Source organism: Pantoea sp. GD03673, assembly GCF_029844725.1.
Classification (GTDB): Bacteria; Pseudomonadota; Gammaproteobacteria; order Enterobacterales; family Enterobacteriaceae; genus Pantoea.
This window is the reverse complement of sequence record NZ_JAOCKJ010000003.1, coordinates 84,764-109,078: the sequence shown is the minus strand read 5'-3', so window position 1 is coordinate 109,078 and position 24,315 is coordinate 84,764. Positions and strand designations below refer to the sequence as shown.

The following is a 24,315-nucleotide window of genomic DNA, read 5'->3' as shown; positions in this document are numbered from 1 at the left end:
ATCTTGATGAGCATCGCCCTGTTAATTGTCACCATCACGCATCCAGATAAACTCTCTATTTAAAAAGGTTCATACTTCTTCAGTATACTTCCGGTTTATTTATTACTGCTGGTCGCTGGTAAAGTTGCCTGCACTGATGACCGCGCCGCCGATTTCCCGCGTTCCGTAAAGCACCGGCACCGGATAGCCCATCGCTACGGTGTTAACCGGGGCACCGAACGCGTAGTTCGGCTTATTGTCCGTACTGGATGATGCGCCAACGTTAAGCTTGGGCTGTGGCATCAGCATCTGCACGACTCCACCCAGCAGCATGCTGATACCCATACTGGTAAGCGCAGTTACTGCCAGACCTGTCGCAGTAGTGGTACCCAGCGCTGCGCCGTATGCCGCAAGTGTTATGCCTGCTGTGAAGAAAGCGGCCACAATCGCAACGGCACCGATGATGATCTGGAGTGTACCGCCACGCTTTGAACCTTCCAGCACAGGCTCCATCTGAAACTCGGTCGCGGCTGAGGACATGTCGAATTCATGCAAGCCGATATTGTCTTTTCCGCTGAAGAAGGCAAAGCGCACGCCGTTCAGATGCGCGTTTGACACATACTTTTTGAATCCCGGCACCTGTGAGCACATCGCACGCAGCAACTCCCGCAAATCAGCTACGTGGAACTGGTGAACCTGTCCAAACATTTTTGCCATCCGGCCTTTGAGTCGCATGGTTTTAAGCATTCATCAGCTCCTTTCTGCGCACGATACGCACGGTACGGTTACGCCAGTATTCGCCATAAGGCACCCGTGCAGACAGGCTTCCGGCGTTGTGATGAAGAATGATATTGTTGCCCAGGTAGATTGCGGCGTGGTTCGTTACCGGGGCGCTGATGCGCATCATAATCATGTCGCCCTCGCGCATCTCCGCTGGCTCAACCTGCACAAACCCCTCTGACTGCCAGTTGTCGTCATAAAGGTTTTCTTTGCCGTCCACCCACCACTCATAGTCTACAGACCAGTTTTTCAGGGTGATGCCGTGCTCACGCTGGTACCAGTCCATGATGAGCGTCCAGCAGTCATTGCCGCCAATCAGCCAGGGGCGACCTGTGTAGTCGCGATCAGTGCGCGGACTGATAGTGCAGAAGTCACCATCCGGCCACGACATGATGCCCCACTCCACACCGGAAAAGTCGCACTGCACCCTGTCATGCTCTGACGGGATGAGCTGCGGCACGTCCGGGTGCGAGTGGATAACCATCAGGATTTCGCCCTGCGCCTCCGCTGCCCGCTTATCCTCCGGCGACAGCGTGAAGTGCTCTGTCGGCACGTTAGCGATATTTCTACAGGGGATGTAGTTCTGGGTCCGGCCTGACTGGATGACCAGACCACATGCCTCTGTCGGGTATTCGGCGGCCACATGCTCGCGTATCGCCTCAAGAATTTTTCTACGCATTGTTATTTACCCTGAAGGTTTGCTGCCGGGAACCCTCCGAATGGCAGTGGCTGATCGTCGCCAAAGCGTGCTTTGCAATCTGCCATTCGCCCTCCACAAACATCTTTAGACGGGTCATTCGTGGGCGTGCCATCTTTCGCAAAGTACCGGTTGCCCGTGTAATCACACCCGGTGCCGGTGCGATACCAGCCACGCATGCACCAGGTACAGACCGGCGTTATCTGGCGCGATGGCAGTTGCAGGCTCTGGATATCAAACGGAGAGCAGAGTTCAAAATCTACCTGAGCACGTGTCTCAGATGTTTTAGCATTCACGTAAAACAGCTGAACGCGTTCTTCCTGCGGGTTAGCGGTGGGATTGCCTGCGGTCCAGTTTGCCGCATCAAGATACTTTGCCAGCGTGGTGTGGATACGTACCTTAGCCTTAACCATGTCGTCAAACTGCAGGCAGAGCGCGGTCACATAGTTGCCCACGTTGCCGACAGAAAGCTTTGGCGTCGGCTGTGAACCGGTGCTGCTCATTTCCATGCCGGTCAGCTCATAGGGGTGCGGATCGTACTCATTGCCCTGCCAGATGATGGACGGCAGGTTTTCCGCTGCAAAAGACTGCCAGCCCTCGGTCGGCAGGTTATACGCATGGAAGCGCAGCACGGTATCCAGCCCGAAGGCCGTACCGTCAATCTCAATCAGCTGGACCAGACTCCCCGGCTCCAGCGCCTGAATGTCCTGGTTGAAACTCATTTTTCACCCAATAAAAAAGGGCGCACATGCGCCCTGTTGTTATCGTGACATGTCACGGTGCGAAAGCCTGCTCAAAGGTAAAGCTGATTTCCACGAAATTGCCGTTGATGAAGGCGGGCCGGATCGAGTCCGACTTAACGCGGTAAAGCTTTTTCTCTCCCCACGGATTGACCCACCAGCAGGAGGCCGTAACGTGGGCTTTGAGAAATGCTCTGACAGTCGCCATATCGGCTTTGCTGCCGCTGCAGGTGACCGGCCACGATTCACGCTGGTCATTAATCCCGACACCAGCCACCTGCTTATAGCCCTCACCGAACTGGGCCTGAAGCGTGGCAACGTTGACCTCCTCCGTCGCCCCCGTTCTGACGCACCAGTCAAAGGTATCAGTCGCCATTTATTACCTCACGAAGTCCGGTATAGCAGTCCGCCCGGAGAGATCTCCTTCCTGAGCCGCTCGGTTAGTGTCATTTCGACAATAGATTTAAGCTGCCTGGCCGTGTCAGCCGTACCGCTGGCAGAAGTTTCGCCCGCCGCGCCTCCCTCACTGATGGTGACCGGAGCGCTGATGTTAAAAACCGTATTACCGTTACCGGAAGCGCGGTTAACGCCGGAGGTAAACGCAACTGTGCCGGGGCCGACAACACCGCCATCAGCATAACCTTTCATCAGGGAATAGAGGTTTGACACACCGATGCGATCTGTTGCCTCTTTGGTGAAAACAAATTCCCCTTTATGAACAATGCCCGCGGGATCATATTTACCGCCCTCGCCGGTAAACCCACCGCCGTCATAGCCGGTGTAGCTGGTTGAAAGCCCCATTGCGCCGATAAACCCACCGCCGTCATAGCCGCTGTAGCTGGTTGAAAGCCCCATTGCGCCGGTAGAACCGGTAGTGCCGCCCGTAGCTCCTCCGGATACCGCTCCACCGATGCTGCTGGCAATCGTGCCAAAGATACTTCCCCACGATGATGATGAAGATTTCAACGTATTCACGACAGCCATCTGAAGCGCGATCTTCGCAATGGTCTGCATGATGGAAAGGCCCCAGCTCTTCCAGTCTGCTTTACTTCCGTCCAGCATGGACGTCATGTTGCCCATTGCACTGTCCAGCATTGACGTCATACCCGATTCCACGGCGCCTGACACATCACTGGCGCTTTCAAGCCAGTTCTGAAAACCCCTGGATGCACCGCTAAGCCAGTCAGCTTCTGATGCCGCAATCGCCTGGTATTTTTTGTCCAGGTCATCCATCGCCTGCTGACGTGCGGCAATGGCTGCAGAGCCTTTATCCGTTTTATCGAAAACGCTATCTATCTGTTGCGTTTCTTCATAGCGGCTGCGCTGACGTTTACTGAGACCCGCTGTCGCCGTGGTCTGTGCGGTATCATCACGATATTTACGCGCTGCTTCGGTCAAATCTTTCAGCGCCTCAGCCTGATCGCGCTGTTTTTTAACGTTCGCCTCGGCTCGCTGCGTCCATATGGCTAATTCAGATGAGTTGTCGCGAATAGCTTTGCGCTGCTCTTCAGTCCATTTAGTTCCTGCCTGATGTGATGCGGCATATAGCTCCGATGCCTTTTCACCCTCCGTTGCGCGAACCTTCTGCACTTCAATGGCCGCACTCAGATCTTCAATTTTGCGGGCGTAGTTCTCAGCCTGACTTGCCGCTTCCTGCTCGGCTTTGTTCTGCGCATTGGTTGAAGCAGTACCAGCTTTTTTTGCTTCTGTAGCAGCGGCATCTTTTTTTGCGGCCTGGTCTTTGTTGTAAACGTACTGGGTATAATGTGCGCCAGTCAGTTTAAGATCGTCTGCTTCGTACTGATGCTGAGCATGTAGTTTCTGCAACCCGGTGAGACTGGAAAGCTCATTTTCACGACGGGCCCTCTCCAGCGCCGTTTGCTGCTCAGGGGTTGCACTGGTAACGTCAACAACCGGTCCTGCATACTGAGGTGGCTTTGCACCAGCAGTGGCGGACATTGAGCGGTTAAGGATGTCATAGGCACCCTTCAGGATAGAAACCGCGCCTGCCTGTTCAACGGCCTTCTGCGTTGCAAGATCGCTCGCATCGTTGACCAGCTTTTGCGTACTGGCGATTTTTGCCGCAGCCTGCTCACGCTGATACTCCAGCTTGTTTAGCTTATCGGTAAGTTCCACGTTCTTAGCCGTGATATCGGCCTGATCCATAAACGTGTTGATATAAGTCAGCGTGGGGTGTTTGTTGTAGTCCTGCTGAATATGGTCCAGACCACTCAGGTTTTCTTTTACCTTAGCAATCTGCGTGTCAAGGTCGCTCAAATCCTTCTTCTGCGCCTGTAGCGATGTCCGGGCATCAATGGCGGTAGACTTCAGGACCAGCACGGACATTTGCTTTAGCCTGCTGTTAACCTCATCAAGGTTATCGGCGAAGCTCACCGCCTCTTTGTGCACCTGCTGAGTGTGCTGATACAGACCAAACATAGCTGCACCAGCGCCAATAATCAGACCCGGCCAGCCGCCGATAAGACTCAGCAAGCCACCGCCAAGGCGTGACATCACGGAGGCAGTGCTGCTCAGGTTGCTGATGGCAGATGCTCTGCCAGCAATAGCTCTGTTAAGTCCGGACTGCGCGGCGATCAGTGCTCGCTCAGCAACAATCTGCGACTGAATCGATACTGCGGCGGCTCTGGCCTGTTGAGCGCGAAAAACTGTCTGTCTGGCCGCCGCCACACTGACCTGAGCGCCACGAACCTGAGCTTGTGCGAGCGCCACCTCTGCACCAATGTTAGAAACCACCGCCGCTGTTGACCGGTAAACGCTCCCCACCATATTGCCGAAGTAACGCACCAGACCAATGCTGACCAGCACGCCAGCAGTGTTAGCTACGGTGTCGATATTTTTCGCCAGATCGTCCAGCACTCCGGCAAGCAAAGAGGATGCCCCAACCGCCTGGTCGGCCCCACCGACCCAAGCCAGGAAGGCGTTTTCTACCTTTTGGGCCGATCCGCTGATGGAGGCAGGAAGGCTTTCAAATTCTTTTCTTAGCACTTCAACGTTGGTAAGCAGCGGCACGATTGTATCTGTGGTCAGCTGCCCATTGTTTGCCATATCGCGAAGACCGCTTACCGAGGTGCCAAGACCATCAGCCAGCAGTTTCGCCAGGCGACCACCATTTTGCATGATGGAATTGAAATTCTCTCCACTCAGCACACCTGAAGCAAGCGCCTGGCTTAGCTGAGTAACAACTGAGCTTGCCTCTTCCGTACTGGCACCCGAAAGATTCAGTGCTGTTGCTACCGTTTCGGTGACCCTGGCAATGTCTGCTGAGGCGTAGCCTGCAGAACGTATTGACTCAGCGATACGGCTATAAAGATTTGTATTAGCCTCGAGTGACGTGCCGCTGCGCTGGCTGATTTCCATCAGTGCTCGTTGGGCATTGGCAAAATCATCAGTTGAGGTAGACGCCATTTTCAGGCGTCCACTCATCTGATTCCAGGTATCGGCAAACTTAATGAGCTGATGAGTTGCAAATGCGTCAGCCCATCTACCAGCCAGACTGGCAGCAGATGACTTCACCGTTGCCAGTTGAGAATTCAGTTCCGATATAGACCGCCGAGTTTCACGGGCAGCGGCGGCGGCCTTCTTGTTACCCTGCTCCAGAGTTTTGTAATAATCGGCCCCCATGCGTGAGGCGCGCGAAATTTCAGACTGAAATGAACTGGAATTTGCGGAGATTTTAATAATGAGTTCGCGCAGCGTTGCCATAATTCACCTGTATAAACCGCACCGGCGCGGTAATCAAAGACTACTCATCCACCCTTCAAAGCCGCTGATTTCTTCCTCTTCTTCAGCGTTGCCCCATTTCAGCAGCATTTCATCAATCCTGGCCTTGCCACCCTGCGCGTTAAGAATGGCTGTTGAAACCTGCGCCGCCTGAACATCCCCGCGCCAGTCACCAATCGGGCTAAGACGATCATAGGCAATCCACATTTTTAGCTCGCTGGCGGTGATTGACGTGCGCAGTTCGTTCAGTGTGCGGCCCATACGAAGCGCAAGGGACATCATGAGGAAGGTCAGCGGCTCTTTTACTTTACCTCTGCTTTTTCCTGTGACATGCCCAGGCCGATAGCCTGGGAAAGCAGGCGCGAATGCACCGGGCCGTAAATTTCAGATACGGTCTGTTCGTCGCTTTCGCTGAATACGCGGTTGCCGCTCTCATCCATCAGCACATCGATAAACATCACCACGTCAGCCAGTTTGTTACGCAGGTATTCGTCCTGAATACTCAGTTTCTGCGGCTCCTGACCGTCTTCAGTCTCAGGAGGCATCATGATTTCTCGGAATTTCACCCAGGCTTCACCAGATGGCTCCCGCAGCATGACTTTAGCGCCGTTCCACTCCGGCACCTCAACTATCTTTGAGCGGAAACCTGATGATGCAGCAAGCGCAAGTGCGCGAAGTGAAGCTGGTGATGTTTGGGCTTGTTTTAATGACGGCATTTCAAATTCTCTGCATTTTCAGAAGTGGGTATGATGAGCCACACTGTGTGGCTCATTGAAGAGACAGGGATTATGATCCTGGTGCAACAATCGGCTTTGGTTTACCGCGCACGCGCAGTGAGTAGGTAGAAGAAACCACTGCTGATGTGCCCGCGGACCACGAACTCTGGCGTACCTCGATCAGAGCGTAATAGCCATTCCCGGACGGGAAAACGACCTTCAGAACGCGTAGTTCATCATTGTCATAAGCCTGTTGCAGTGCCTGACGCGCCTGTTCATCCCCCACCCAGTTTCGGGTCAGCGCCATTTCAGCGGGCGCAGCGAGACCGTTTGTTTGCTCCTGCTCGATAGAGCACAGCGTTGTCACATCAATATCGCTTTTTTGCCCACCGGTGTAGGTGACTTCTTTGGTCGCGCACTCCGCATTAAAGAACGTGATACCGTTCGGAAAGCCGCTGGCATTAAATGCATCCGCAGTAACTGGGGTAGATGAAACGCCAATCGTCATCCCCTGCGTTTTTTCATATTTGCTGGTCATGTTTTCTCCAGGCGAAAAAAAACCACCCTGCGGTGGCTGTTATAGTGTATGGGTGAGCGATTACTGGATGCTCTGAACTTCCAGAGTCGCCCGAAAAAGACCGGTTTCAGATTCGTAACCGTTGGTGTTATTGAGTTGCGTAAAATTCAGGGGTGACAATGCTGAAGATACAGCCTCACGCAGTGATCGGGCTTCATCCGGGGATGATGCGTACACGTCGATGTGCAATGAGCCGTTTTCTTCAGCCGGTCCGCTCAACGTGTCGCGGAAAACTTCACTGACCACCATGAATACGATCCACGGTGCGCTGATGGCAGGTGAACCCTGTGCATTAAGCGGTACTACATAAGGATACACCTGGCCGCCAGCCAGACTGCCAATCAGATTAAAGATTGATGCCTCGGTCATTTTGTCAGTGCCTCATCTATGGCCCGGTTCACCGTATCAAACGCGGCCTTAACGGCCTCGTCCTGTTTTGTTTCATACGCTGGCCGGATAAATGGTGTAGCGGCGATATCAGACGTGCCTAGCTCAACAAGCTGCCAGTGAAAAGCGTTACGGGAGTCACTGGCTTTCATCTTTTTGCTACTGTTATCCGTGTCGGGGTTGCGACCGCGAATGTCAATACCTGAAGAAATATCACCGTTACGTGTGCGCTGCGTGAGCACCACGATATTTTCCGCCAGTTTACCCGCGCGTTCAGGGGCTCTTCGTACGGCTTCGTCTTTAATTAAGGTAGCTGCTGAACGGGTTGCATTGCGCAGCATCCTGCCACTTTCAGCCTTACTCAGCGCATCAAGATCGCCGGAAATATCCAGTAGCCCAGAGAAGTCCAGCTTCATGTCTATCACGTATTTACCCCCTGCTTACAAAGCATTTCTAGCTCCGTCGCCTTTGCGGTCGGTATCGGATCTCCGGTTACATCAAGAACTTTGCCCTTGAAAGGACCGGTAATGCATTTAATCCTTGACGCTGCTGTGACATCGGTCCTGAAACGAATACAGACACGTACCGTTGCCTCTGATTTATGAGCGCCAGAAGTCATGAGTTCCCGACTGCTGACCCCTTTAACTTCAGCCCACACCGTCATGCCATCAACCCAGACGTTTTGCTGCTGTCCTGATGGCAGGCGTGTTACCGTAAAGTTCTGAATCGTCACTTTGTGACACAGTCTTCCTGCCTGCATACGTCCACCCTACACACTGTAAATTCGATAAGGCTGTAAGAGAGCCTCAACGCCCAGTGGCACCTCGCTGGAAATCTCACCGATACTCACTGCCTCACGATTTGAGTACCAGTGCCCGACAAGCAACAGCATCGCCGTTCGCACATCGTCATCCAGCAATAGTCGGTCTTCATCAGTATCGAAACCGGGTTCGGCATTTGTTTCGTAAAGCTTTCTGCGGGTCCAGGTTTCCACGTAACGCTTCGCGGCACCACTATAAATACTCAGTAAGGAATCTTCACTGCTGTCATCTTCATCGATACGGCAGTGTGCCCTGACAGTAATTAACTCAATCATAGCCATTGCTAACACCATCAAAAGCGGCCCGGAGGCCGCTGAATTAATGATTAACTGCCTGAAGCAGTCAGGGAACCGAACACAAACGCCTCAGGGCGGTATACCGCCAGAGCAAGACGCTCTTCGCAACGAATAGAAATCATGTTCTTTTCAAAGTCGTCAGCGTTTTCGGTAGAGATCACCACGTTAACGTCTTGACGGTCGAACAATTGAGCACCAGAGTCAAACGCTCCCGTCAGGAACTTACCCAGGAACTGAGATGCTTCGGTGGCAACAACCGGCAGCCCCCACAGCGTTGGCGTGGTTAGTTGAGCCGGATTAGCCAGAATATAGCGTCCCAACTCATCTTTGGTCAGCTCAATACGCGCCCAGTCGGTGAAGTGCAGAACGTGACCAGACGCCGGGAAGCGGGCTAGCTGAGCCTGAAGCATCGCCAGACGCAGCACGTCAATGCCGGTCTGCTTTTCAACGGCGAAAGCTGGATTGAAAGCCACGGCCTGCGGGATGATCCCCTTGAGGTGTGCGCCAGTACCCTCACCAAACAGAATTTCCTGCTCTTCCACATACTTCAGGCCGTAGCGCATCTCCGCATCAACGGTTGACTGAAGCTGAGCAAAATCATCCAGAATCTGCTTAGACGCTTTAAACATGTGAGCGATTGTGCTGACAGGGGCGGCTTCTTCAGCAAATTTAATGTCGCTGTAAGGCTTTGTGGTATTTTCAGGCACAACGCTGGCGTTGTTGGTAAAACCAGTCTGCTTCACATAATAGATTGTGTTGGATTGAGTGCAGCCCGGTGCGATCAGGTCACGGATGAACAGGCGCTGCTTAGGTGCCTGGTCAATGCCAGGCAGACGCACAGGCGGAACAATCTGACCGGGTACATTAACGCTTGTCAGCTCTGCCTTAACCTGGACGCTCGTGCGCTTGCCGCCTTCCATGCTGGAGCGGATATCCTTCATCACTTCCGCAGAGACCAGTTGCTGGCCAACAGACTGAATTACGTCCTTTGCGGCATTGATATTCATGCCAGCAACGTGTTGCTCAAGTTCACCCACAGAAGTCTGGATGGTTTTCATCGCTTCGTTGAGGGCATTGTGCTCGGTGGCAATCTTATCGACTGCCGCTTTGGTTTCAACTGACAGCTGACCAGAGTTTTGCGCCTCTTTGAGTGCATCTTCAGCCTTTTTGCTGAAGTCAGCAGAAACTTTCTCAAGTTTGGCTGACACGCTCTTCAGGAGCTCATTTACATCAGACATTTTTTTCCTTATTCGCCGAGCGAAGCCAGCGCAGATTTGAGGGAGTTGATTACCTCAGGATTCACTACATTCACAGCGCCCGGCTTGTCGTGATTTTCGGGGGTAGCGCCTGGCATACCCGGTCTGTTCATTGATGAGTGGGATGACAAAGCCAAAAATATTAATCAGGATGAAGATGTGCCAGTCCATCAGGTCAATTGGCTTGCCTGCCAGATCGCCTTTGACATGCGGCACAAATTTGTAAAAATTAAGAATGTGCTGGGCGCGGCTTTCACTGAAGTGAATATCTCGCTGCTCACCATTTTCAAATCGTCAAGAAAGCGGGAGCATGCCTGTTTTACATATTTTCCGGCAACAATCTCTCCCGCCACAACCCTTTCGGCGTGGTGTATACCATCAGCAACCTTCGCCATCAGCCTCTCGCTTTAAGGTGGGTCAACGTCTCCGGCACCGCCAGAATTCACCATGCTGCGTGACGCCGGGGTCATGCCAAATTCAGACATCATCCCGCGCAGTCGCTTCCAGGCATCAGCCATCATCGCCACTCGTGGGTGTGCCTTGATGAGCGTGTACCCAGCGCCGTTTTGGTCGTGCAGGTTTCTCCCTCTTCGTCCAAAATATCGCGGTGCGTTCTCCACTCAACGTAAGCACCTATCAGAAGCTCAAGAGCCATACCGTCAAGCGTTGTAATAACGCCAATGCAGCCCGGCTCCTCACCCAGCCGCTTATACCAGTATTTCTCCTGCTTGCTGAAATGCTTCGGAGTAGCAGGAACCCCAGAGGGAGGTCTGGGCTCGTTTTTATTGATTGCCCGTTTTGAAGGGTTACCCATCACCAATTGTAGATGGGTAGGGGTTTTCGGCGGTCCTGGCATAATCGAAAACTCCTATCAATCATTGCATGAGGAAACCCATAAAAAAGTTCTCTAACCTGCGGCGGTGTAAAAAAAGGTTAGGCGGCGGTCCTAAAGGCGCCAGACCCTGAACTTTCGACCCGTCCTCCCCGGCTTATTATTATGGTTGTCACTCACATCGATACAGTTGCCTTTGCATCCAGCCTAACGTGAATAACTATCATTTGAGGCGCTCGCGTGCGGTTTTGTTCTTATGGCATGGCCAGCAGAGCCCCTCAGGATTCGAATCCTCATCAGTACTCCCATGTGCCTTTGGCATGATATGGTCAACGGCCTTTGCTGCCGCTGCCCTGCCGTTGCGATTACAGTTCTGGCAGAGATATTTGTCGCGATTCAGTGTACGTGCCCGCCTGTCATCCCAGCCGCTGCCATAGACGCGCTGGTGCCTGCTCAGTCCGTTCTGATGCTGCTGCCAGCCTTCATTGAGATGATCAGCGCAATAGCCAGAGCGGTCTGTGGTTGTCTTAGCGCAGCCATGCTTACGGCACGCTCTCGGTATTCGTTGCGGCATCCAGTCTCCACGCCCTGCGGCGCTCAGTACGAGGTGTGTTGTCGGGATGGATTTCAACCGTTGCCGTATCTGCGTGGTCAACAAGTGAGTAGCATGGATAAACCACAACACCACCGCATGCGTCACCCACGGCGTAATCAGCAGGCGAACCATGATTCCAGCGGCTGATAACCTGATTGAGCTTCAGCTTTGGGACGCTGTAGCAAACGCCATGAATGAGCCGGTTAAGCGTGATGAAATCCGCCTGCTGCCGGTCTGTTTCAATTAATTTTGTTGCTATCTCAGGCTGATACTGCGGCGGTCTGCCGGTCCCAAGGTAGAAACTCAATAAGTCTTCAGGAAAGCGTGTCAGCCACTCAGCCACCTTCTCTGCGAAGCCCGGCACCGGAAGCGCATCATCTTCCAGAATCACTACCCGGCAATGCTGCTGGCTGGCCCATTCAATGGCGCGTCGGTGATTCCAGTTTGCGCCGTGCTGGTCATCATCAATCAGAAGGTGTGCATTAAGCTGGCATGCCAGTTGTTCTGCCTGATGCCTGCGGGAGTGATGACCCACAATCAGAAAGCTTATTTGTGTTTCCACCAGGCGCACTCCTTACCGATACCTTCAGACTTAAATACCGTATGCACGCAGGGGCCGGTGACCAGTCGATCACTGAAGCGATGCGCCACAACCCCGAAGGCCATCAAGTCACCAACAGCTGACAAGGATGATTCCTGTCCCCAGAACCTAAATGATTCGATGTGGTAATAAAGCCGGATAATGCCGTGTGCGATTGCCATTACACTAGTGCGACTGCCACCCAGCAGCCCGGCATTCAGCATCGAATAATGCGTTGCGTCTAACTGAGTGACGTACCACGGCGACGCCGGTGATTTATTGCTGTCGTTCTGGAGAAATATTGTGTCAGGCAGGGCTTTACTCTGTCCGCCGATAGGGATAGCGCCGGAAAATGATATGCCCGGTGTACTCGTGCCAGCAATGACAGTGGCACCGGGTATGGTAAACATTATTAATTCCCATCAAAAAACCGCCCTCTGGCGGCTGTTTACTACTGTTTTAATTATTACGGCTGTCTGATTTTACAGCCATTTGGGCAAGAATGTGGAATTTCTCACATATTCCCAGGCGATGAAGGTGATCATCAACAAATTTGTGGCAGAATAAATACTCAATGATTATCCTGGCGCTTTCGCCCTGAAGGAGTATTTTTAATGTTTTCTGCCATATGCGTCCCTGAAATTCATCATCAGCCGCATTCGAAAATATGTTTTTTGATGCTCTTTTCCTGGCCGGGATTGATATCACTTTTTGCTGAATTCAACACTATCAGTAGTACAGTCCAGCAGGCCAATATATTCCTCAGTTGCTGACTGGCCGCTGCGCTGACTAAACGGGACTAACCAAATGTCATTTCCAAACGATATCTGGTCGTAATCGATAAGAATCCCATTTTTTTCCGCTAAGTCCTGAACGTCAGAGAAATTTTTCAACTGAGACTCATCCCGGGTTTTAGCACGAATTACTCTCGTCATGATTGCCTGATTATCATAGTGGCGACAGGCTTCAGCCTGAGAATCACCGACCTTCGATGGTCTTGCTGATACTACGATAGAAATCATTACAGCTAATGCGAGTACTGCCAAAGCTATAGCTAAGATGACAAAATTTTTCACTAACTTTTTCATAGGATTCTCATCCTTACCGTCAAAGATGAGAATCATACTCGTTTACGCTCTAAAACTTAACAGCTGTTTCACCATTAATTTCGATTTTATAGGGCACGCCGTTAAATCGCTCACCCATCCATCGGCCAATGGTAGTCAGATCCTCGTTAGTTTTGCTGCGGTGTGTGCTTGCATTGAAATCATATAAATCAGGAGCCTGAGCCCTGACGACACCCTCAAAAGACCACGATCCGGTAGCATTGCGAGTAAAAGTACCATCCAGCTGTAAAGTAATATTACCGAGAATATAAGGCATGAAAACATTAGAGCTGGCCGTGTTGTATGGGAATGAAAATGTAAGGTTATGACGTCCGGGGTTCCCGATTGCATTCATGCGATCGCTAAAACCTGGGATATTACCAGCCTGGATAAACTGTAAAGACAAAGTGCTGATATCCACACTCATTGTCCTGCCATTACCCCACAAAAAATTGCTTAAAGCCGTTGCAATTGCATAAGGAGAGTTACTCAACTTTGGTGGTCCCTGAACTGGCGAGAAGTTAATTCGCTCACGGGTATCAAAGCGTTTTGCTAACTCTTGCAATGGATTTGGCAAAGTTTCACACATATTGATAAATACGCAATTTTTAAACCACCACATTGCGTTTTCTAATTTTTTCGATTCGGATAAGTTGCTCTTCAAATCCTTTGCTATAAGTGGTGTAGCATTCTTGTGGTAACTACCACTGTGCAGCTCTACTGCATATCTAACATTATGTGGTGGGCCTCCTGATGCAACATTACCCCCGCGGCCGCCTGGATACATTACACTGCTGCTACCTGTAGTTACTACAGGTGGAGAGACAACTACCATATCAGCCATATTTCTTCCTTTTCATTGTTTATGGATCGACCTGATAAATCAATTTCTGGAATGTTATTTTCTGCACTGCTCTCTTATATATTCTTGCAATCCTGCTATTTGCTTCCCGGAAACCAGAATTCGCGCTCTGAGGGTAAAATAATCCCGTTGAGCGGCGTCAGTAAGTCTGGCGCTGGCTGCATCATCCACGCCGGGGGTGCCGGTGGCGGGTTGCTTCGGGCAGATTGCGTTGAGTTGCAACCGGCGCTTGCCACTATCAACATCATCATGCAGCTGATCGATAGTCGCTTTAGCATCGGCTAACTCCTTCGTGTATTTCTCATCAAGTGCGGTCACATCACGCTGTCGTTTCTGCATATCGGCGATAGTGTCATGAATCTGCTTAAGGCTGCTTGTTGCAGTATCACGCTGCGCCTTGTAATCAATGGCACTGCCACGGTAATAGAGCGCGAATGCTACTGACGTGGCTAAGAGCAAAAGAGTCAGTAGCATGAGCGTACTAAGCACTTTAGCCTTTGAGGTCATCGTCACTCTCCGCCAGACACAATGAGCGTTCCATGTCTCGCCGGTTCATAAGACCTCTCCATTTCATGCCACCGGCATACACCCAGCGGCGAAGTTCTTCACACGCACCAGTAACATCACCTGAGTTCAGGTGCTTTAACAGAGTGGATTTAGAGAATGCGCCGGAGCCAACGTTGTAAGTGAAGCTGTAAAGAGCAGCGCGCTGATATTCACCAAGCGGCACTTTTACCATGCTGTCTACCGTCCTCCTGACCGGCTGCAGGTCACTCGACAGAAGCCGGTCACATTCCCGGTCGGTGTACTTTTTGTCTTTGATAATGTCGGTGCCGGTGTGACCGTCGCAGACTGTCCATACACCAGCCACGTCTTTGTAAGGCTCGTACGCCCTACCTTCGACTCCATTCTTTCCGCCCAGGAATACCGTAGCGATAGCCATAGCTCCGCCACCCGCTACAGCAATTAACCTGATACGAAGGCTTTTTGAGATAGCCATGAGTCACTCCTCGTTGGCGTCTGGGTCAGTGAGTCAGCGTTTAAGAGCTTTTATCTGCGCCAGGGTAGCCTTGCGTTTGTAGTACCAGTTGATGCCGAGTGTGAACAGGGCCACCAGAATCCCGGCCAGGACACCGACAGCACTCCATTCATCGGGGTTTAGTCGGGTCAACAGACCATTAGCGATCGTCCCGGCAGATGCGCCATATGCTGCGCCTGAAGCCAGTTTGCTCATATCAATACTCATATCACCAACGTCATTACGGTCGGTGCTATCGGTAGTCAGAAGAGAATTGCGCAACACCACGTTGTCAAAAAGTGTGTGGAGACTGATTGGTATGCGCAAAAACGGAAAAGGCCCACCGAAGTGAGCCTTTGAATCAGGATATTTAAAGCTGTCAGGCAGCGACTAACTCAAGCCGCTTGCCCAGCGCATTCAGCGCTATTTGAACCGTATCAATTTTGGTCGAGTGTTGCAGGTCAAAGATGCGCGTCACTTCCTGCTTTTTAACTCCCATGCGTAAAGCCAGCTCAACCTGAGTTAAGCAGGAAACAAGGAAAGCCTTCAGCAACAGCAACTTCGCCGACGCCTCTACAACATCGCAGGTAACCGGACCCGTTACCGGGACTGGCTGGTTATCATCAAAGTAAAAATTAAATCGCATCCAGCCCCGAAGCGTTGGATAATTGTTTCAGGCCTGGCTGCTTCAATATAGTCTTTCGCAGTGGTTCTTTAACGCAGCGACTGAACCCGCTCTGCTTCACTACTTCTCTTATCTGTTGAACATGTAACTAAAGCAATCTTTTATGTATGCCATGTCAACTTTGTTGTTTACCCCGGAGCGATTTAAATGCGTTATTTAGAATGAGCCCCTGACGCAAAAGGGGTAACTGCCTCGCCCATTGTCAACAGGGTTAACCTGCCTATACCCTATAGGGGATAAGAATCTATCTATCCCCTATAGGGTATAATTAAAATAAAAAACGCCTCCAGGCTGGTGAGACCCGAGGCGCTTAGATTTCCAAATCTGGAACTGACTTTTAGCAGATAAGCTGCACTGCCTTGTAACCGACCTTATCAGATTACTAAGGAAAATGCGGACCGCGTTAGCGGTTTTTTGATATTTTTTTTCGGCATCAGTTCGTCGTCCATATCAAGCCGCACATCCAGCATTGCCAGACATCCCTCAATAAAGCCTTCAGCCATCTGGATTTCAATTCTGACTATCTTTTCATCGCGCCTGGCCTGCTTAGCCAGGGCGCGCTTTGATATATTATAAAAGTAATGAAGCACAATGATCGCGTGCTCATCCGGCCGTTTAGCTCTAAGCCGTGACAGGCAACCTTCAATAATCAGCCCGTCTCCGTCGCTGCATGTAAGCGTTAACGTTGATTCCTGCGGCAGCAGCCCTTTAAACCCAGCCGCGATTGCAGAGTAATCGATACCGCTGCGGTCTGATTTAGCCCATCCCGCCCAGCGCTCTAATACCTGTGATATGTCACGCATATTTAATCCTCTCCACACACTTTATTTTTTTTTCTGTCCCGACAACGCCGACTGCAATCGCGAAATCAAGGAACCTGAATAGCAGCTCAACCTGACTGCCGTACTTCTCTTCAAACGCTTTCATATCCCGGAGCACTTCCGTGATGCGCTCTGCATAGCGGTATCACAAATAAATCATGTGCCTTCGTTCCTATTTCCCCCTGTCCATGTCCGATGATGTGATGAGGATCGTCAGCCTTCACGCCGCAACATGCGCACGTCTGCGACTTTACCCATCGTGTGTATTCCTCACTTTCCCAGCGCTTTCGCCTGGGGCGCTTCATGAATGATTCTGGAGAGTCCGGGTCGGTGCGCAGGTCGATTATCTTATTGACCAATTGAGCAGCATCCTGAATCACCTTGCGAGCCGGTCGCACCGGAATAATTCGGGCTTCTTTCAGCTCGCCGCTCTGGATAGTCTCTTTCGGCATGCGCAGAGCGCGCCGGGCCGGTGCCTCTGGTATCAGGTCAGTCACATCATTCAGGGTTGCCCACCAGCAAAGTTCCGGCAGGGTCAGCTGGTGTTCGACTGTTAACGCCATCTGGTTACATGCGGCCCTGATTATCCAGAGCGCAGTGTTTCCCATTGCGATGCTCTCTACCTTACCAGGCACACCATTTTCTCTAAACTCATTATCGTGGCTGTAGCAAAGAGACACCAGGCCGTCTTCAGTTTCTGACACAGTAAATTCATGGTGATGCCATACCCCCAGCTTTTCCCGTTCCCACTGGCAGTAGTTGAAAGACTGGACGAAGGATGCCAGTGCATTACGCCCACCAGCAGCCTTAATTACACGTTCATGACTGAAAAATGGAATCAGTGAGGACTCATTGAGTAACGGCTGTGTGCCATCATTCAGGCGGCCTGATGGCAGATCTGCCATATCCAGTGTCGGCGGGCAGATCACAACACGTCCCTGAAATAGTCTTAATAGTTCAGGACCAGGCTTAAACAGGACAATACCTGTGCGTGGGGCCACCTCGGGTGTTAGCAAAGCTCTCATGCGGACACCTCTTCAAAAGGGGTGATCGTTACTTCAGTTTTACCCTTCTTCGTCGTTGCGCCCCACTCTACCGTAAATCTCTTTATCGGACTGTCATCGCCCCACACACCGACATGTGTAAGACCGTCAAATAATGCTTTGTGATAGTTATTCAGATCCCGCTGGCGCTTGTCTGGCGGGAACAGCATAACTCTTACCTCTACGTTCGCTGTAAACGGCGTGAGAGAATGCTTTAACTGTTCCTTGACTGACGCCAAGGCGTTAGCGCGGAGACAGCGACCGGAAGCGCTGCTCCATACTCTCTCTCTGGTGTTACGCCAGTATGTGTTGACGCCTGGCGGAAACGGGAGAATTAACTTCATGCAGCACGCGCTCCCATATCCCGGATAGTCATTTCGTCAGGCAATCCACGAGCAGCCGGACGCAGAATGAGGATATTTGACCCGCAATCACGGTCGCTCTGTTCCACCAACACGCTGAATTCCAAAACTGTGCATAGTTGGTTTAATAATACAGCTGAGAAGCGCTGCATCTGCCCTAAAGCCAGCTCTCGATGATCATGTTGCTCTGATAAACACAGTTTCAGGTTGAGATCGTTCTGATACTGCCCGGTAATACGACCTTGACTGGCAATAGTTTCTGCCGGAACTATCAAACAGGCTGGATTCTCAGCGGAGTCTGGCGCCCTGGCGGATGTCCATTTAGTTTGGATGAACGTGTATTCCGCAGTTTTTATTTTAAAGGCGGCAATAACGTAAGCCGATGCTTCAGCAACGCTTTGCTCAAAGATTTCGTGCTCTGGCAATAACAAGTCATTGCCATCATCTTTTTCAGACTGAACAGCTTCCGCGCAATCATCCTTAGGGTGCTCTTTCATTGGCGATCCTCACTCAGAAAGCTTTCACCAATACGGCCTGTATCAAGCCCGCTGTAGCTGCCACAGTTGAGTGAGCCCCTTACGGCACAACGGTCGCAGTTCTCTTTGGCTTCATTACGGGATGCATCAAACCTGCCCACCAGCACTGCTTCACGCCATACCTGTGCTGCACGCAACCAGAAACCTTTACTCTCCAGTTCAGTGGCTTGCTTCGCCAGGTGGCTGTATTTCTCACTTTCTGTCGGTGATGGGACGGTGTTAATTGAATAACTCCAGTCGCTCGACCGCCTGAGATTCCCTCTTATGAAAAGAGGTTTGATGACTCGCTTCACTGATGTCTCATGCAGCCCTGTTAATTTGCAAAGATCGCGAACCTTCAGCGGCCCATTACGTGTAATCAGATCAAGAATTTTTAATTCGTGGTTGATCATGATTTGTCTCCCGTTAACCGCGAAAGCCTTGAGGCACTGAGCTGTCAGGCTTTGGAATATCCCGAATATCCCGCTGAATGTTGCGCTTCAGCGCATTCCACTCAGAACGCGGTGGGCGGCCTGCCTTATCCCACTTGATTGCTGACTGGAGATAGCCAGGCAAATTGCCAGGGATGAACAACGTTTTGGGACGCAGGTACTGGTATTCATCCGTGCCTTCCCAGTGGGCGTGTTTGTAATCCACCACCAGACAAAGCTCTTCCACCGTAAACGCATCTTTCAGCCGGGACTTGATGTGGCCCATCGACGACTGCGCCTCTGTGTGCTTAGCGCCGGTCATTTTATTAAGGTGGCGTAAGACTTCCCGAGAGCGCCTGATGATTGACCACTCATCGTCAGGGTGCGCCGCAACCTGACAAGAAGAACCTGGTGTAATCTCTGTAGTACTCTCTGTTGTATTCTCTGTAAGACGAGAGCAATTTGCCCCTATCGATGGGATTAAACTGCCCTTATCGATCGGTGTAGTCTGCCCTTTTCGATGAGAGCAATTTGCATCTTTCGATGAGGGCAATCTGCTCTCATCGGCCAGCAGTGGGTTTGCGTGGTTGATCGCGTAAAAATTCGTTCTGTCATGTCGCGTTTTTTTTAGCTGCTCAACGTAAATCAGCCCACTTTTCTTAAGTGAGGTTAGAGCACGTTTAACGGTATCTGACGACCACCACGGGAACTGTTCATTCCAGTCTTCAATAGTGTTGTAAATCCAGCGTTTGCCATCATGCTCAACACCTGAAGTGGTGTCCTCCAGCCAGTAGCAAATCTGTTGCAGCACGATGGCCTCATTAAGCCCAATACGCTGTGCAAGAGCCGGGCTGATGACCAGCGGTTTAACCTTCAGCAATAAACTCATAACCCCACCTTCCTGAACGTCTGACTGAACAGAACGCGGGGCTGTATGCAGGGTTCCGGATAATCAGGGCGCATGTAAATCACGCGATGATTCACCACGTCTACGCCTACCGTCACCACAACAACACCACGTGGGTCCATGTAGCGTTCCACCCAGGGTTTAACGATCTCGTTTTCCATCAGTTCACACCTGGCTGCGCCGTAAGGCGGCAGATAGACTTCCACACAGACTCAACTGCCGGAGCCGTGATTGGCTGGTAGTAGTCAGGTCTGCCAGCTGTCGGTATGATTTGCTCATAGACAGAAACACCAGCGATAACGCGGCGCCTGATTTGCCCAACTGCTTTGGTTTGGCTTACAATAGGCATGCGATTGATTCTCCACACACGTTGATTTAGTCGCGACCGACGCTCAGGGCTGCAATCTCTGGGCGTCACCTTTTTGGATTGAAAAAACGCTGCTTTCCGGGTTTCCAGCACATTGATATGCACACCTGAAGCATCAATTTCCCTGTCATTCGTCCTAAACACACCACCAAATGCCTAATACCCCGACGCCATATAGCGCCATGTAGCCGTGAATCTGGTGACGCATTTTTTGGAACAACGCTGAAGTGTTTTGCGCTCTTTCCTGTAGCTCACGCTGTCAGGCGCTGCGGCAATCTTTGCTATGGCTAACTCACCAGCTGCTGCACTCGCCTTTATTTCAGTGTCATAGAGATCGACCTTATCCATCTCTTTCACTGCGGAACTCCCACCAGCTACCTTGAGTTAGGTGCCGCGATAATTCTGCCAGGCATGCCATCCTTCGGGTGCGGGTAGATGTCAGGTCTTAGCTGATGCGGAGTTACAGCCCATCCTCCCAATTTGCATAGTGAGATCACTCGCTCTGAAGGAACACGGTTATTAGTGATCCAGTTAGCTACTGACTGAACGGAGTTGAATCCAAACAGCCGGGAAACTTCTGACATTGAACCAACAGCGCGAACAGCCTGCTCACTAACATTTCTGAAGCTTTGCTTCATCTTTGGGTCCTCATTGATAGGATGAAACCCATACTACTTACAGTAGCATTTTAGTGCAACTTAAAATAGAAATGACAACTCTGCTTTGTGCACTTACTCTTCCACTTATGGTGGAAGAAACTAAATACAAAGACTTTGCCGACAGGCTTAATAAGTCGCTCCAGAGCAAGGCGATGGGAGTTAAAGAGCTTTCAGAACTTAGTGGTGTCTCTTATGAGATGGCGCGGCGCTATACGCTTGGCACAGCAAAGCCGAGGGACAAAAAAATGTTGAGGATCGCAGACAAGCTTTCAGTATCGCCTGCCTATCTTGACTATGGGGTTATGGAAAACCTTGATATGCCTGACAAAGGAACTGTACGTATTAAGCAGTTAGACCTGCATGCATCCGCTGGAAATGGATATATAAATCCTCCTTTTCCAACCGTAATTAGCTCAATAGAAATACCTGAAACAAGAATTCATGAGCTATTCGGCAGACGTACACTCGACGGAATAGAATTAATTAATGTTGATGGAGACAGTATGATGCCAACGTTGTCTCCACGGGATTTATTGTTTGTCGATAGAGCTATTGATCATTTCAATGGTGATGGAGTCTATGTTTTTAACTTTGAAGACTCGACTTTTGTTAAGAGATTACAGAAGGTTAAGGGAAGAAAATTAGCCGTTCTTTCTGATAACGAGAAATATCCTCCATTCTTTATCGAAGAGAACGAAATGTCCGATCTTTACATTTTTGGTAAACTTATCAGGTGCTTACCGCTGAAGATGCTCGATTTCGGATAATCATAAACATTATAACAACCGGCCCAGGCCGGTTTTTTTTCGCCTTAAAATCAGTGAGTTATTACTAAAAACACCATTACCCCGCATCATTCTACTTTTTGTAGTTGATTTACTCTACTTAAAGTAGCTATATTCTACACATCGAAGTTACTCACGACTTTTGAAAATGAGAATGAAGATGAAAAAGAACATGTCGAACACAACGATCCAGGATTTGATTACTTTTCTACGCCTCTTCCCTGAAGCCGATGTGATCTGCTGTGGTGATGCAGGTGTGGTGAGTGTGCAATGTGATATCGGAGATGTGGTTCGGAAACCAACGTTTTAAGAGTGCGAAATTGCTGTGTTGGCGGTTACGCAGAGCGTTCTGTTTGACCGCCCTTTTTCACAACAACAAGGGCATTTGCAACGCGGGTGTTTTCACACGCTTCAGTGACGTTGAGTAAGTATCCTTTTTGTTGTGGTGAATGCGGCCAGCGCACGTGGAAGATTGACAAAAATTGCACACAGTCTAAGAATTTCCGCTCTGGTTTTTGTCAGTCTGACCAGAGTACCGGGAGGCACCCGGCACCGCAGCAACCTTCAGATGTGTGGAGTAATCAGGTTGTGGGTTATTGCAGTAACCCACCAACCGACTTTAACGAATCCTTAGTGTTTTTTATTGCCGTCACTGGCAAGGGATTCATGCAACCAAAAATCGTGTGTGGAGACTGTTATGGGTTACTGGAAGTTCACCAGCGCTGAGGCGTTAGCAGCATGGGAAAAGGGTGGCGCTGATGAAGTGCAGATGTGCAAAGAAGCGGCAGAGCTTTCTTCGCTGCCGGGTGGAAAGACCGCGTTGAAAAGCGATCTGACGCGCTCAACCTTCTGCGATGTGAATTTTGAAGCGGCACCTTACATTGCCAAAGAGTCAGAGACAGTACCCGCTGGTAATACCGGCTATACATCCTGGCCTGAAGCACGCTTACCAAAAGGCATCAAGGAAGAGCATTTGGCAATTCAGAAACTGTGGAGTGACCATATCCCGAAAACTAAGATCAACAACGACGAACATGACGAACTTCGTAAGGCTATGGGTCTGGAGCGGAGGATGCTGATTCTGAGCGGCCTTACTTTCTTCCGCCATGGTGAGGCTATCTACGTTCAGACAGGAGTGACGCTAAAAGACGGATTTGCTCCGATTGAAATTGTTGTGAGTAAGTATGCTAAAGCTCGTAGGGGGTATAACGATGAAAAAGCCTGATGACCACATCATCGTAGGCATCATCACCCTGCCCTACAGCCATATCCTCAACGGCTGGGTAATGCCTGATGGTTCAATAATCACTAATCCCATAAAAGCGCAGAACGAAGCTGAGCGCCTTAACAGCACCATCACCATTAACTGAGGGCGAAGATTTGCATCATTTCAAATCGAATAAAGAAGTCGTCACTGCCGGTCACCAGCTCGCTATGAACATGGGTAAAGAAACTTCTCTGATTGACATAGTAAAGATGGTTACTGAGCTGGCATCACGCCTTGACGTTACTACCGTGCGCGCCAATCTGCTGGCTGCAGAGGTTTTGCGTATAAACAGCATCCTGCCTGACACCATTGCCGCGCTTAAGATTGCAGGGGCTGACCTGACGCTGATTGATGACCTGAACTTAGCACTTGCTACCCCAGCTTGTGATCAGTGGATTCGCATATTGCGTGGAGAAGCCCTCGGAGAAGCACGCCGTGCTGTAACGACGCTGGGTAACCACAAGCAGCCCGGCATATCACAGGCGATCAATATCATTTCCCAGATGGAAATAGATTTACTCCACTCAGGCACGCTAACGCTTGAGGAGGTTTCATGAAAAAAATTGCTCAGTATTGCCGTAGTCATGGCCCCAATGCCGGATTCAGCGAAAAGTTAGCCTGGCAGTTATCAACAAGCCCGATAACGGGTCGGGAGCTGGCAGAGCGCCTTGGTATAACCCTTAGTGAATTTAACCGTCTAATATTTCACATAATGCGACGTGGGGGCAAAACGCTCCAGGTTGAGGCCTCTGATATAGTTTTTCTCAATGGCAACTCAGTCGATTGTACTTATACCCTGCTCAGAAATCCGCGCCGGGTTGCTCCACACCCACACAAGCCAGTGGTGATCAACTACAGCACTGACCGTTCCGGGGAAGCTATTAAGCGCTGTCGTGAAGCAGCAAAACGTCGCGCTCGTCGTATTGCCAGTGGGCTATATCTGGAATCAATGGGCTCAGCAGATTGAGATGTGTGAAATCCAGTGATTCGACCTGGTGTGGATCAAGCAATTTGGTACAGGCTGCGGTTGGCGAATACTGTTTGCAAGAAGGCTCCCCCCCTCTGACCGCGCAGCTGGTCAAGTTGCCTCAGAAGGGTCATTACATCGGTGAGGCCTATCCTGAGGTTGATGAGATGGTGATTATCTTGAACAAGATGAGGTAATTAAGGCTCTTAGATCCTAAGGCTATGAGGTGCACGAACAATCGAACCGCTGAATGAATTTGAGTCGCAAGCAAGAGCGCTAACGGCACACTGGATCGGCACCATAGAGATAAATGTTCGTGACTTGCTCGCCCTTACCGAAGAAGTCCGTGTGCTGGTACAGCCTGAAAAAGGGGCATAAATGTAAATGCGACGCACGTCGCCCCGGTCGTAAATCATACGGGCTGAACGAGAACATGGCGCTATTAATCCGAAGTATGATGATGAGCTGTCGCAGCAACTTCAGACTCTGACCCACAAGTAATGTGGGAAGTGCAATAAGTAAC

The 24,315-nt window shown here is 50.7% G+C and carries 34 protein-coding genes and 4 pseudogenes; 6 read left to right on the top strand and 32 right to left on the bottom strand.

Annotated features, from left to right (window positions below; all coding sequences use genetic code 11):
- Positions 1-102 precede the first annotated feature (102 nt).
- The 32 genes and pseudogenes from N5J69_RS06460 to N5J69_RS06305 all read right to left on the bottom strand — a co-directional run bounded on the left by N5J69_RS06460 (position 103) and on the right by N5J69_RS06305 (position 20,752).
- Positions 103-726, bottom strand: a complete 624-nt coding sequence (locus N5J69_RS06460; RefSeq protein WP_279768919.1) for a tail assembly protein — start codon at positions 724-726, stop codon at positions 103-105.
- Positions 719-1,438, bottom strand: coding sequence for a C40 family peptidase (locus tag N5J69_RS06455; protein ID WP_279768917.1), 720 nt, complete (start codon positions 1,436-1,438; stop codon positions 719-721). The genes N5J69_RS06460 and N5J69_RS06455 overlap by 8 nt, the downstream gene beginning before the upstream one ends.
- A gap of 2 nt (positions 1,439-1,440) precedes the next feature.
- Positions 1,441-2,178, bottom strand: a complete 738-nt coding sequence (locus N5J69_RS06450) for a phage minor tail protein L (protein WP_279768915.1) — start codon at positions 2,176-2,178, stop codon at positions 1,441-1,443.
- A gap of 52 nt (positions 2,179-2,230) precedes the next feature.
- Positions 2,231-2,572 carry a phage tail protein gene (locus tag N5J69_RS06445; RefSeq protein WP_279768913.1) on the bottom strand — a complete coding sequence of 114 codons (342 nt, stop codon included), beginning with the start codon at positions 2,570-2,572 and terminating at the stop codon, positions 2,231-2,233.
- An 8-nt stretch (positions 2,573-2,580) separates the two neighbouring features.
- On the bottom strand, positions 2,581-5,919 hold the full coding sequence (locus N5J69_RS06440; protein WP_279768912.1) for a tape measure protein: 3,339 nt from the start codon (positions 5,917-5,919) through the stop codon (positions 2,581-2,583).
- 33 nt (positions 5,920-5,952) lie between these two features.
- The gene (locus N5J69_RS06435; RefSeq protein ID WP_279769433.1) at positions 5,953-6,216 is read right to left on the bottom strand and encodes a DUF4035 domain-containing protein; all 264 of its coding nucleotides are present in this window, start codon (positions 6,214-6,216) and stop codon (positions 5,953-5,955) included.
- A gap of 23 nt (positions 6,217-6,239) precedes the next feature.
- Positions 6,240-6,653: a phage tail assembly chaperone gene (locus tag N5J69_RS06430; protein ID WP_279768911.1), complete on the bottom strand. Its 414-nt coding sequence runs from the start codon at positions 6,651-6,653 to the stop codon at positions 6,240-6,242.
- A gap of 70 nt (positions 6,654-6,723) precedes the next feature.
- Complete coding sequence (locus tag N5J69_RS06425) at positions 6,724-7,191, bottom strand: phage tail protein (RefSeq protein WP_279768910.1); 468 nt, start codon at positions 7,189-7,191, stop codon at positions 6,724-6,726.
- A gap of 60 nt (positions 7,192-7,251) precedes the next feature.
- On the bottom strand, positions 7,252-7,599 hold the full coding sequence (locus N5J69_RS06420; RefSeq protein ID WP_279768907.1) for a DUF3168 domain-containing protein: 348 nt from the start codon (positions 7,597-7,599) through the stop codon (positions 7,252-7,254).
- Positions 7,596-8,042: an HK97-gp10 family putative phage morphogenesis protein gene (locus tag N5J69_RS06415; protein WP_279768905.1), complete on the bottom strand. Its 447-nt coding sequence runs from the start codon at positions 8,040-8,042 to the stop codon at positions 7,596-7,598. Before N5J69_RS06415 ends, N5J69_RS06420 begins: the two co-directional genes overlap by 4 nt.
- Entirely contained in the window at positions 8,039-8,377 is a 339-nt protein-coding gene (locus tag N5J69_RS06410) for a phage head closure protein (RefSeq protein ID WP_279768904.1), read from the bottom strand. Before N5J69_RS06410 ends, N5J69_RS06415 begins: the two co-directional genes overlap by 4 nt.
- Positions 8,378-8,386: 9 nt before the next feature.
- Positions 8,387-8,713: a head-tail connector protein gene (locus N5J69_RS06405; RefSeq protein ID WP_279769432.1), complete on the bottom strand. Its 327-nt coding sequence runs from the start codon at positions 8,711-8,713 to the stop codon at positions 8,387-8,389.
- Between the two features lie 50 nt (positions 8,714-8,763).
- Positions 8,764-9,972: a phage major capsid protein gene (locus N5J69_RS06400; protein WP_279768902.1), complete on the bottom strand. Its 1,209-nt coding sequence runs from the start codon at positions 9,970-9,972 to the stop codon at positions 8,764-8,766.
- A gap of 117 nt (positions 9,973-10,089) precedes the next feature.
- A pseudogene (locus tag N5J69_RS06395) lies at positions 10,090-10,385 on the bottom strand (hypothetical protein); the annotation flags it as partial.
- A gap of 12 nt (positions 10,386-10,397) precedes the next feature.
- Positions 10,398-10,645 (bottom strand): annotated as a pseudogene (locus tag N5J69_RS22205) (phage terminase small subunit P27 family).
- 400 nt (positions 10,646-11,045) lie between these two features.
- Positions 11,046-11,396: an HNH endonuclease signature motif containing protein gene (locus tag N5J69_RS06385; protein WP_279768901.1), complete on the bottom strand. Its 351-nt coding sequence runs from the start codon at positions 11,394-11,396 to the stop codon at positions 11,046-11,048.
- Complete coding sequence (locus N5J69_RS06380; RefSeq protein WP_279769431.1) at positions 11,365-11,982, bottom strand: hypothetical protein; 618 nt, start codon at positions 11,980-11,982, stop codon at positions 11,365-11,367. The genes N5J69_RS06385 and N5J69_RS06380 overlap by 32 nt, the downstream gene beginning before the upstream one ends.
- A pseudogene (locus N5J69_RS06375) lies at positions 11,964-12,221 on the bottom strand (glycosyltransferase family 2 protein); the annotation flags it as partial. The pseudogene N5J69_RS06375 and the gene N5J69_RS06380, both read right to left, overlap by 19 nt.
- A gap of 480 nt (positions 12,222-12,701) precedes the next feature.
- A complete protein-coding gene (locus tag N5J69_RS06370) occupies positions 12,702-13,085 on the bottom strand; it encodes a hypothetical protein (RefSeq protein ID WP_279768899.1) in 384 nt (127 codons plus the stop codon).
- A 49-nt stretch (positions 13,086-13,134) separates the two neighbouring features.
- A complete protein-coding gene (locus tag N5J69_RS06365) occupies positions 13,135-13,947 on the bottom strand; it encodes a lipid II-degrading bacteriocin (protein ID WP_279768897.1) in 813 nt (270 codons plus the stop codon).
- A 54-nt stretch (positions 13,948-14,001) separates the two neighbouring features.
- Complete coding sequence (locus N5J69_RS06360; RefSeq protein ID WP_279768895.1) at positions 14,002-14,472, bottom strand: lysis protein; 471 nt, start codon at positions 14,470-14,472, stop codon at positions 14,002-14,004.
- Complete coding sequence (locus tag N5J69_RS06355; protein WP_279768893.1) at positions 14,456-14,965, bottom strand: lysozyme; 510 nt, start codon at positions 14,963-14,965, stop codon at positions 14,456-14,458. The genes N5J69_RS06360 and N5J69_RS06355 overlap by 17 nt, the downstream gene beginning before the upstream one ends.
- A 33-nt stretch (positions 14,966-14,998) precedes the next feature.
- Positions 14,999-15,211, bottom strand: coding sequence for a phage holin (locus N5J69_RS06350; RefSeq protein WP_279768891.1), 213 nt, complete (start codon positions 15,209-15,211; stop codon positions 14,999-15,001).
- 151 nt (positions 15,212-15,362) lie between these two features.
- Positions 15,363-15,629: a helix-turn-helix transcriptional regulator gene (locus N5J69_RS06345; protein WP_279768890.1), complete on the bottom strand. Its 267-nt coding sequence runs from the start codon at positions 15,627-15,629 to the stop codon at positions 15,363-15,365.
- A gap of 413 nt (positions 15,630-16,042) precedes the next feature.
- On the bottom strand, positions 16,043-16,471 hold the full coding sequence (locus N5J69_RS06340; protein ID WP_279768889.1) for an antiterminator Q family protein: 429 nt from the start codon (positions 16,469-16,471) through the stop codon (positions 16,043-16,045).
- Positions 16,464-17,514: pseudogene (locus tag N5J69_RS06335) on the bottom strand (DUF968 domain-containing protein). The gene N5J69_RS06340 and the pseudogene N5J69_RS06335 overlap by 8 nt, the downstream one beginning before the upstream one ends.
- Positions 17,511-17,876: a RusA family crossover junction endodeoxyribonuclease gene (locus tag N5J69_RS06330; RefSeq protein WP_279768888.1), complete on the bottom strand. Its 366-nt coding sequence runs from the start codon at positions 17,874-17,876 to the stop codon at positions 17,511-17,513. Before N5J69_RS06330 ends, N5J69_RS06335 begins: the two are co-directional and overlap by 4 nt.
- Positions 17,873-18,391, bottom strand: a complete 519-nt coding sequence (locus N5J69_RS06325; protein WP_279768887.1) for a hypothetical protein — start codon at positions 18,389-18,391, stop codon at positions 17,873-17,875. The genes N5J69_RS06330 and N5J69_RS06325 overlap by 4 nt, the downstream gene beginning before the upstream one ends.
- On the bottom strand, positions 18,388-18,822 hold the full coding sequence (locus N5J69_RS06320; protein ID WP_279768886.1) for a hypothetical protein: 435 nt from the start codon (positions 18,820-18,822) through the stop codon (positions 18,388-18,390). The genes N5J69_RS06325 and N5J69_RS06320 overlap by 4 nt, the downstream gene beginning before the upstream one ends.
- A gap of 13 nt (positions 18,823-18,835) precedes the next feature.
- Positions 18,836-19,729, bottom strand: a complete 894-nt coding sequence (locus tag N5J69_RS06315; RefSeq protein ID WP_279768885.1) for a conserved phage C-terminal domain-containing protein — start codon at positions 19,727-19,729, stop codon at positions 18,836-18,838.
- Complete coding sequence (locus N5J69_RS06310) at positions 19,726-19,908, bottom strand: DUF4222 domain-containing protein (protein WP_279768883.1); 183 nt, start codon at positions 19,906-19,908, stop codon at positions 19,726-19,728. Before N5J69_RS06310 ends, N5J69_RS06315 begins: the two co-directional genes overlap by 4 nt.
- A gap of 580 nt (positions 19,909-20,488) precedes the next feature.
- Positions 20,489-20,752, bottom strand: coding sequence for a YdaS family helix-turn-helix protein (locus tag N5J69_RS06305; protein ID WP_279768881.1), 264 nt, complete (start codon positions 20,750-20,752; stop codon positions 20,489-20,491).
- Between the two features lie 53 nt (positions 20,753-20,805).
- Between N5J69_RS06305 and N5J69_RS06300 the strand changes: the two genes are divergently transcribed.
- The 6 genes from N5J69_RS06300 to N5J69_RS06275 all read left to right on the top strand — a co-directional run bounded on the left by N5J69_RS06300 (position 20,806) and on the right by N5J69_RS06275 (position 23,792).
- Positions 20,806-21,540 (top strand): S24 family peptidase, encoded by a 735-nt coding sequence (locus N5J69_RS06300; RefSeq protein WP_279768879.1) that lies wholly within the window; start codon positions 20,806-20,808, stop codon positions 21,538-21,540.
- A gap of 178 nt (positions 21,541-21,718) precedes the next feature.
- The gene (locus N5J69_RS06295; protein WP_279768877.1) at positions 21,719-21,868 is read left to right on the top strand and encodes a hypothetical protein; all 150 of its coding nucleotides are present in this window, start codon (positions 21,719-21,721) and stop codon (positions 21,866-21,868) included.
- 387 nt (positions 21,869-22,255) lie between these two features.
- Positions 22,256-22,783, top strand: a complete 528-nt coding sequence (locus tag N5J69_RS06290; RefSeq protein WP_279768876.1) for a hypothetical protein — start codon at positions 22,256-22,258, stop codon at positions 22,781-22,783.
- Positions 22,770-22,928: a DUF1317 family protein gene (locus tag N5J69_RS06285; protein ID WP_279768875.1), complete on the top strand. Its 159-nt coding sequence runs from the start codon at positions 22,770-22,772 to the stop codon at positions 22,926-22,928. Before N5J69_RS06290 ends, N5J69_RS06285 begins: the two co-directional genes overlap by 14 nt.
- Positions 22,929-22,938: 10 nt before the next feature.
- Positions 22,939-23,382 carry a hypothetical protein gene (locus N5J69_RS06280; RefSeq protein WP_279768873.1) on the top strand — a complete coding sequence of 148 codons (444 nt, stop codon included), beginning with the start codon at positions 22,939-22,941 and terminating at the stop codon, positions 23,380-23,382.
- Positions 23,379-23,792, top strand: coding sequence for a hypothetical protein (locus tag N5J69_RS06275; protein WP_279768872.1), 414 nt, complete (start codon positions 23,379-23,381; stop codon positions 23,790-23,792). The genes N5J69_RS06280 and N5J69_RS06275 overlap by 4 nt, the downstream gene beginning before the upstream one ends.
- Positions 23,793-24,315 lie beyond the last annotated feature (523 nt).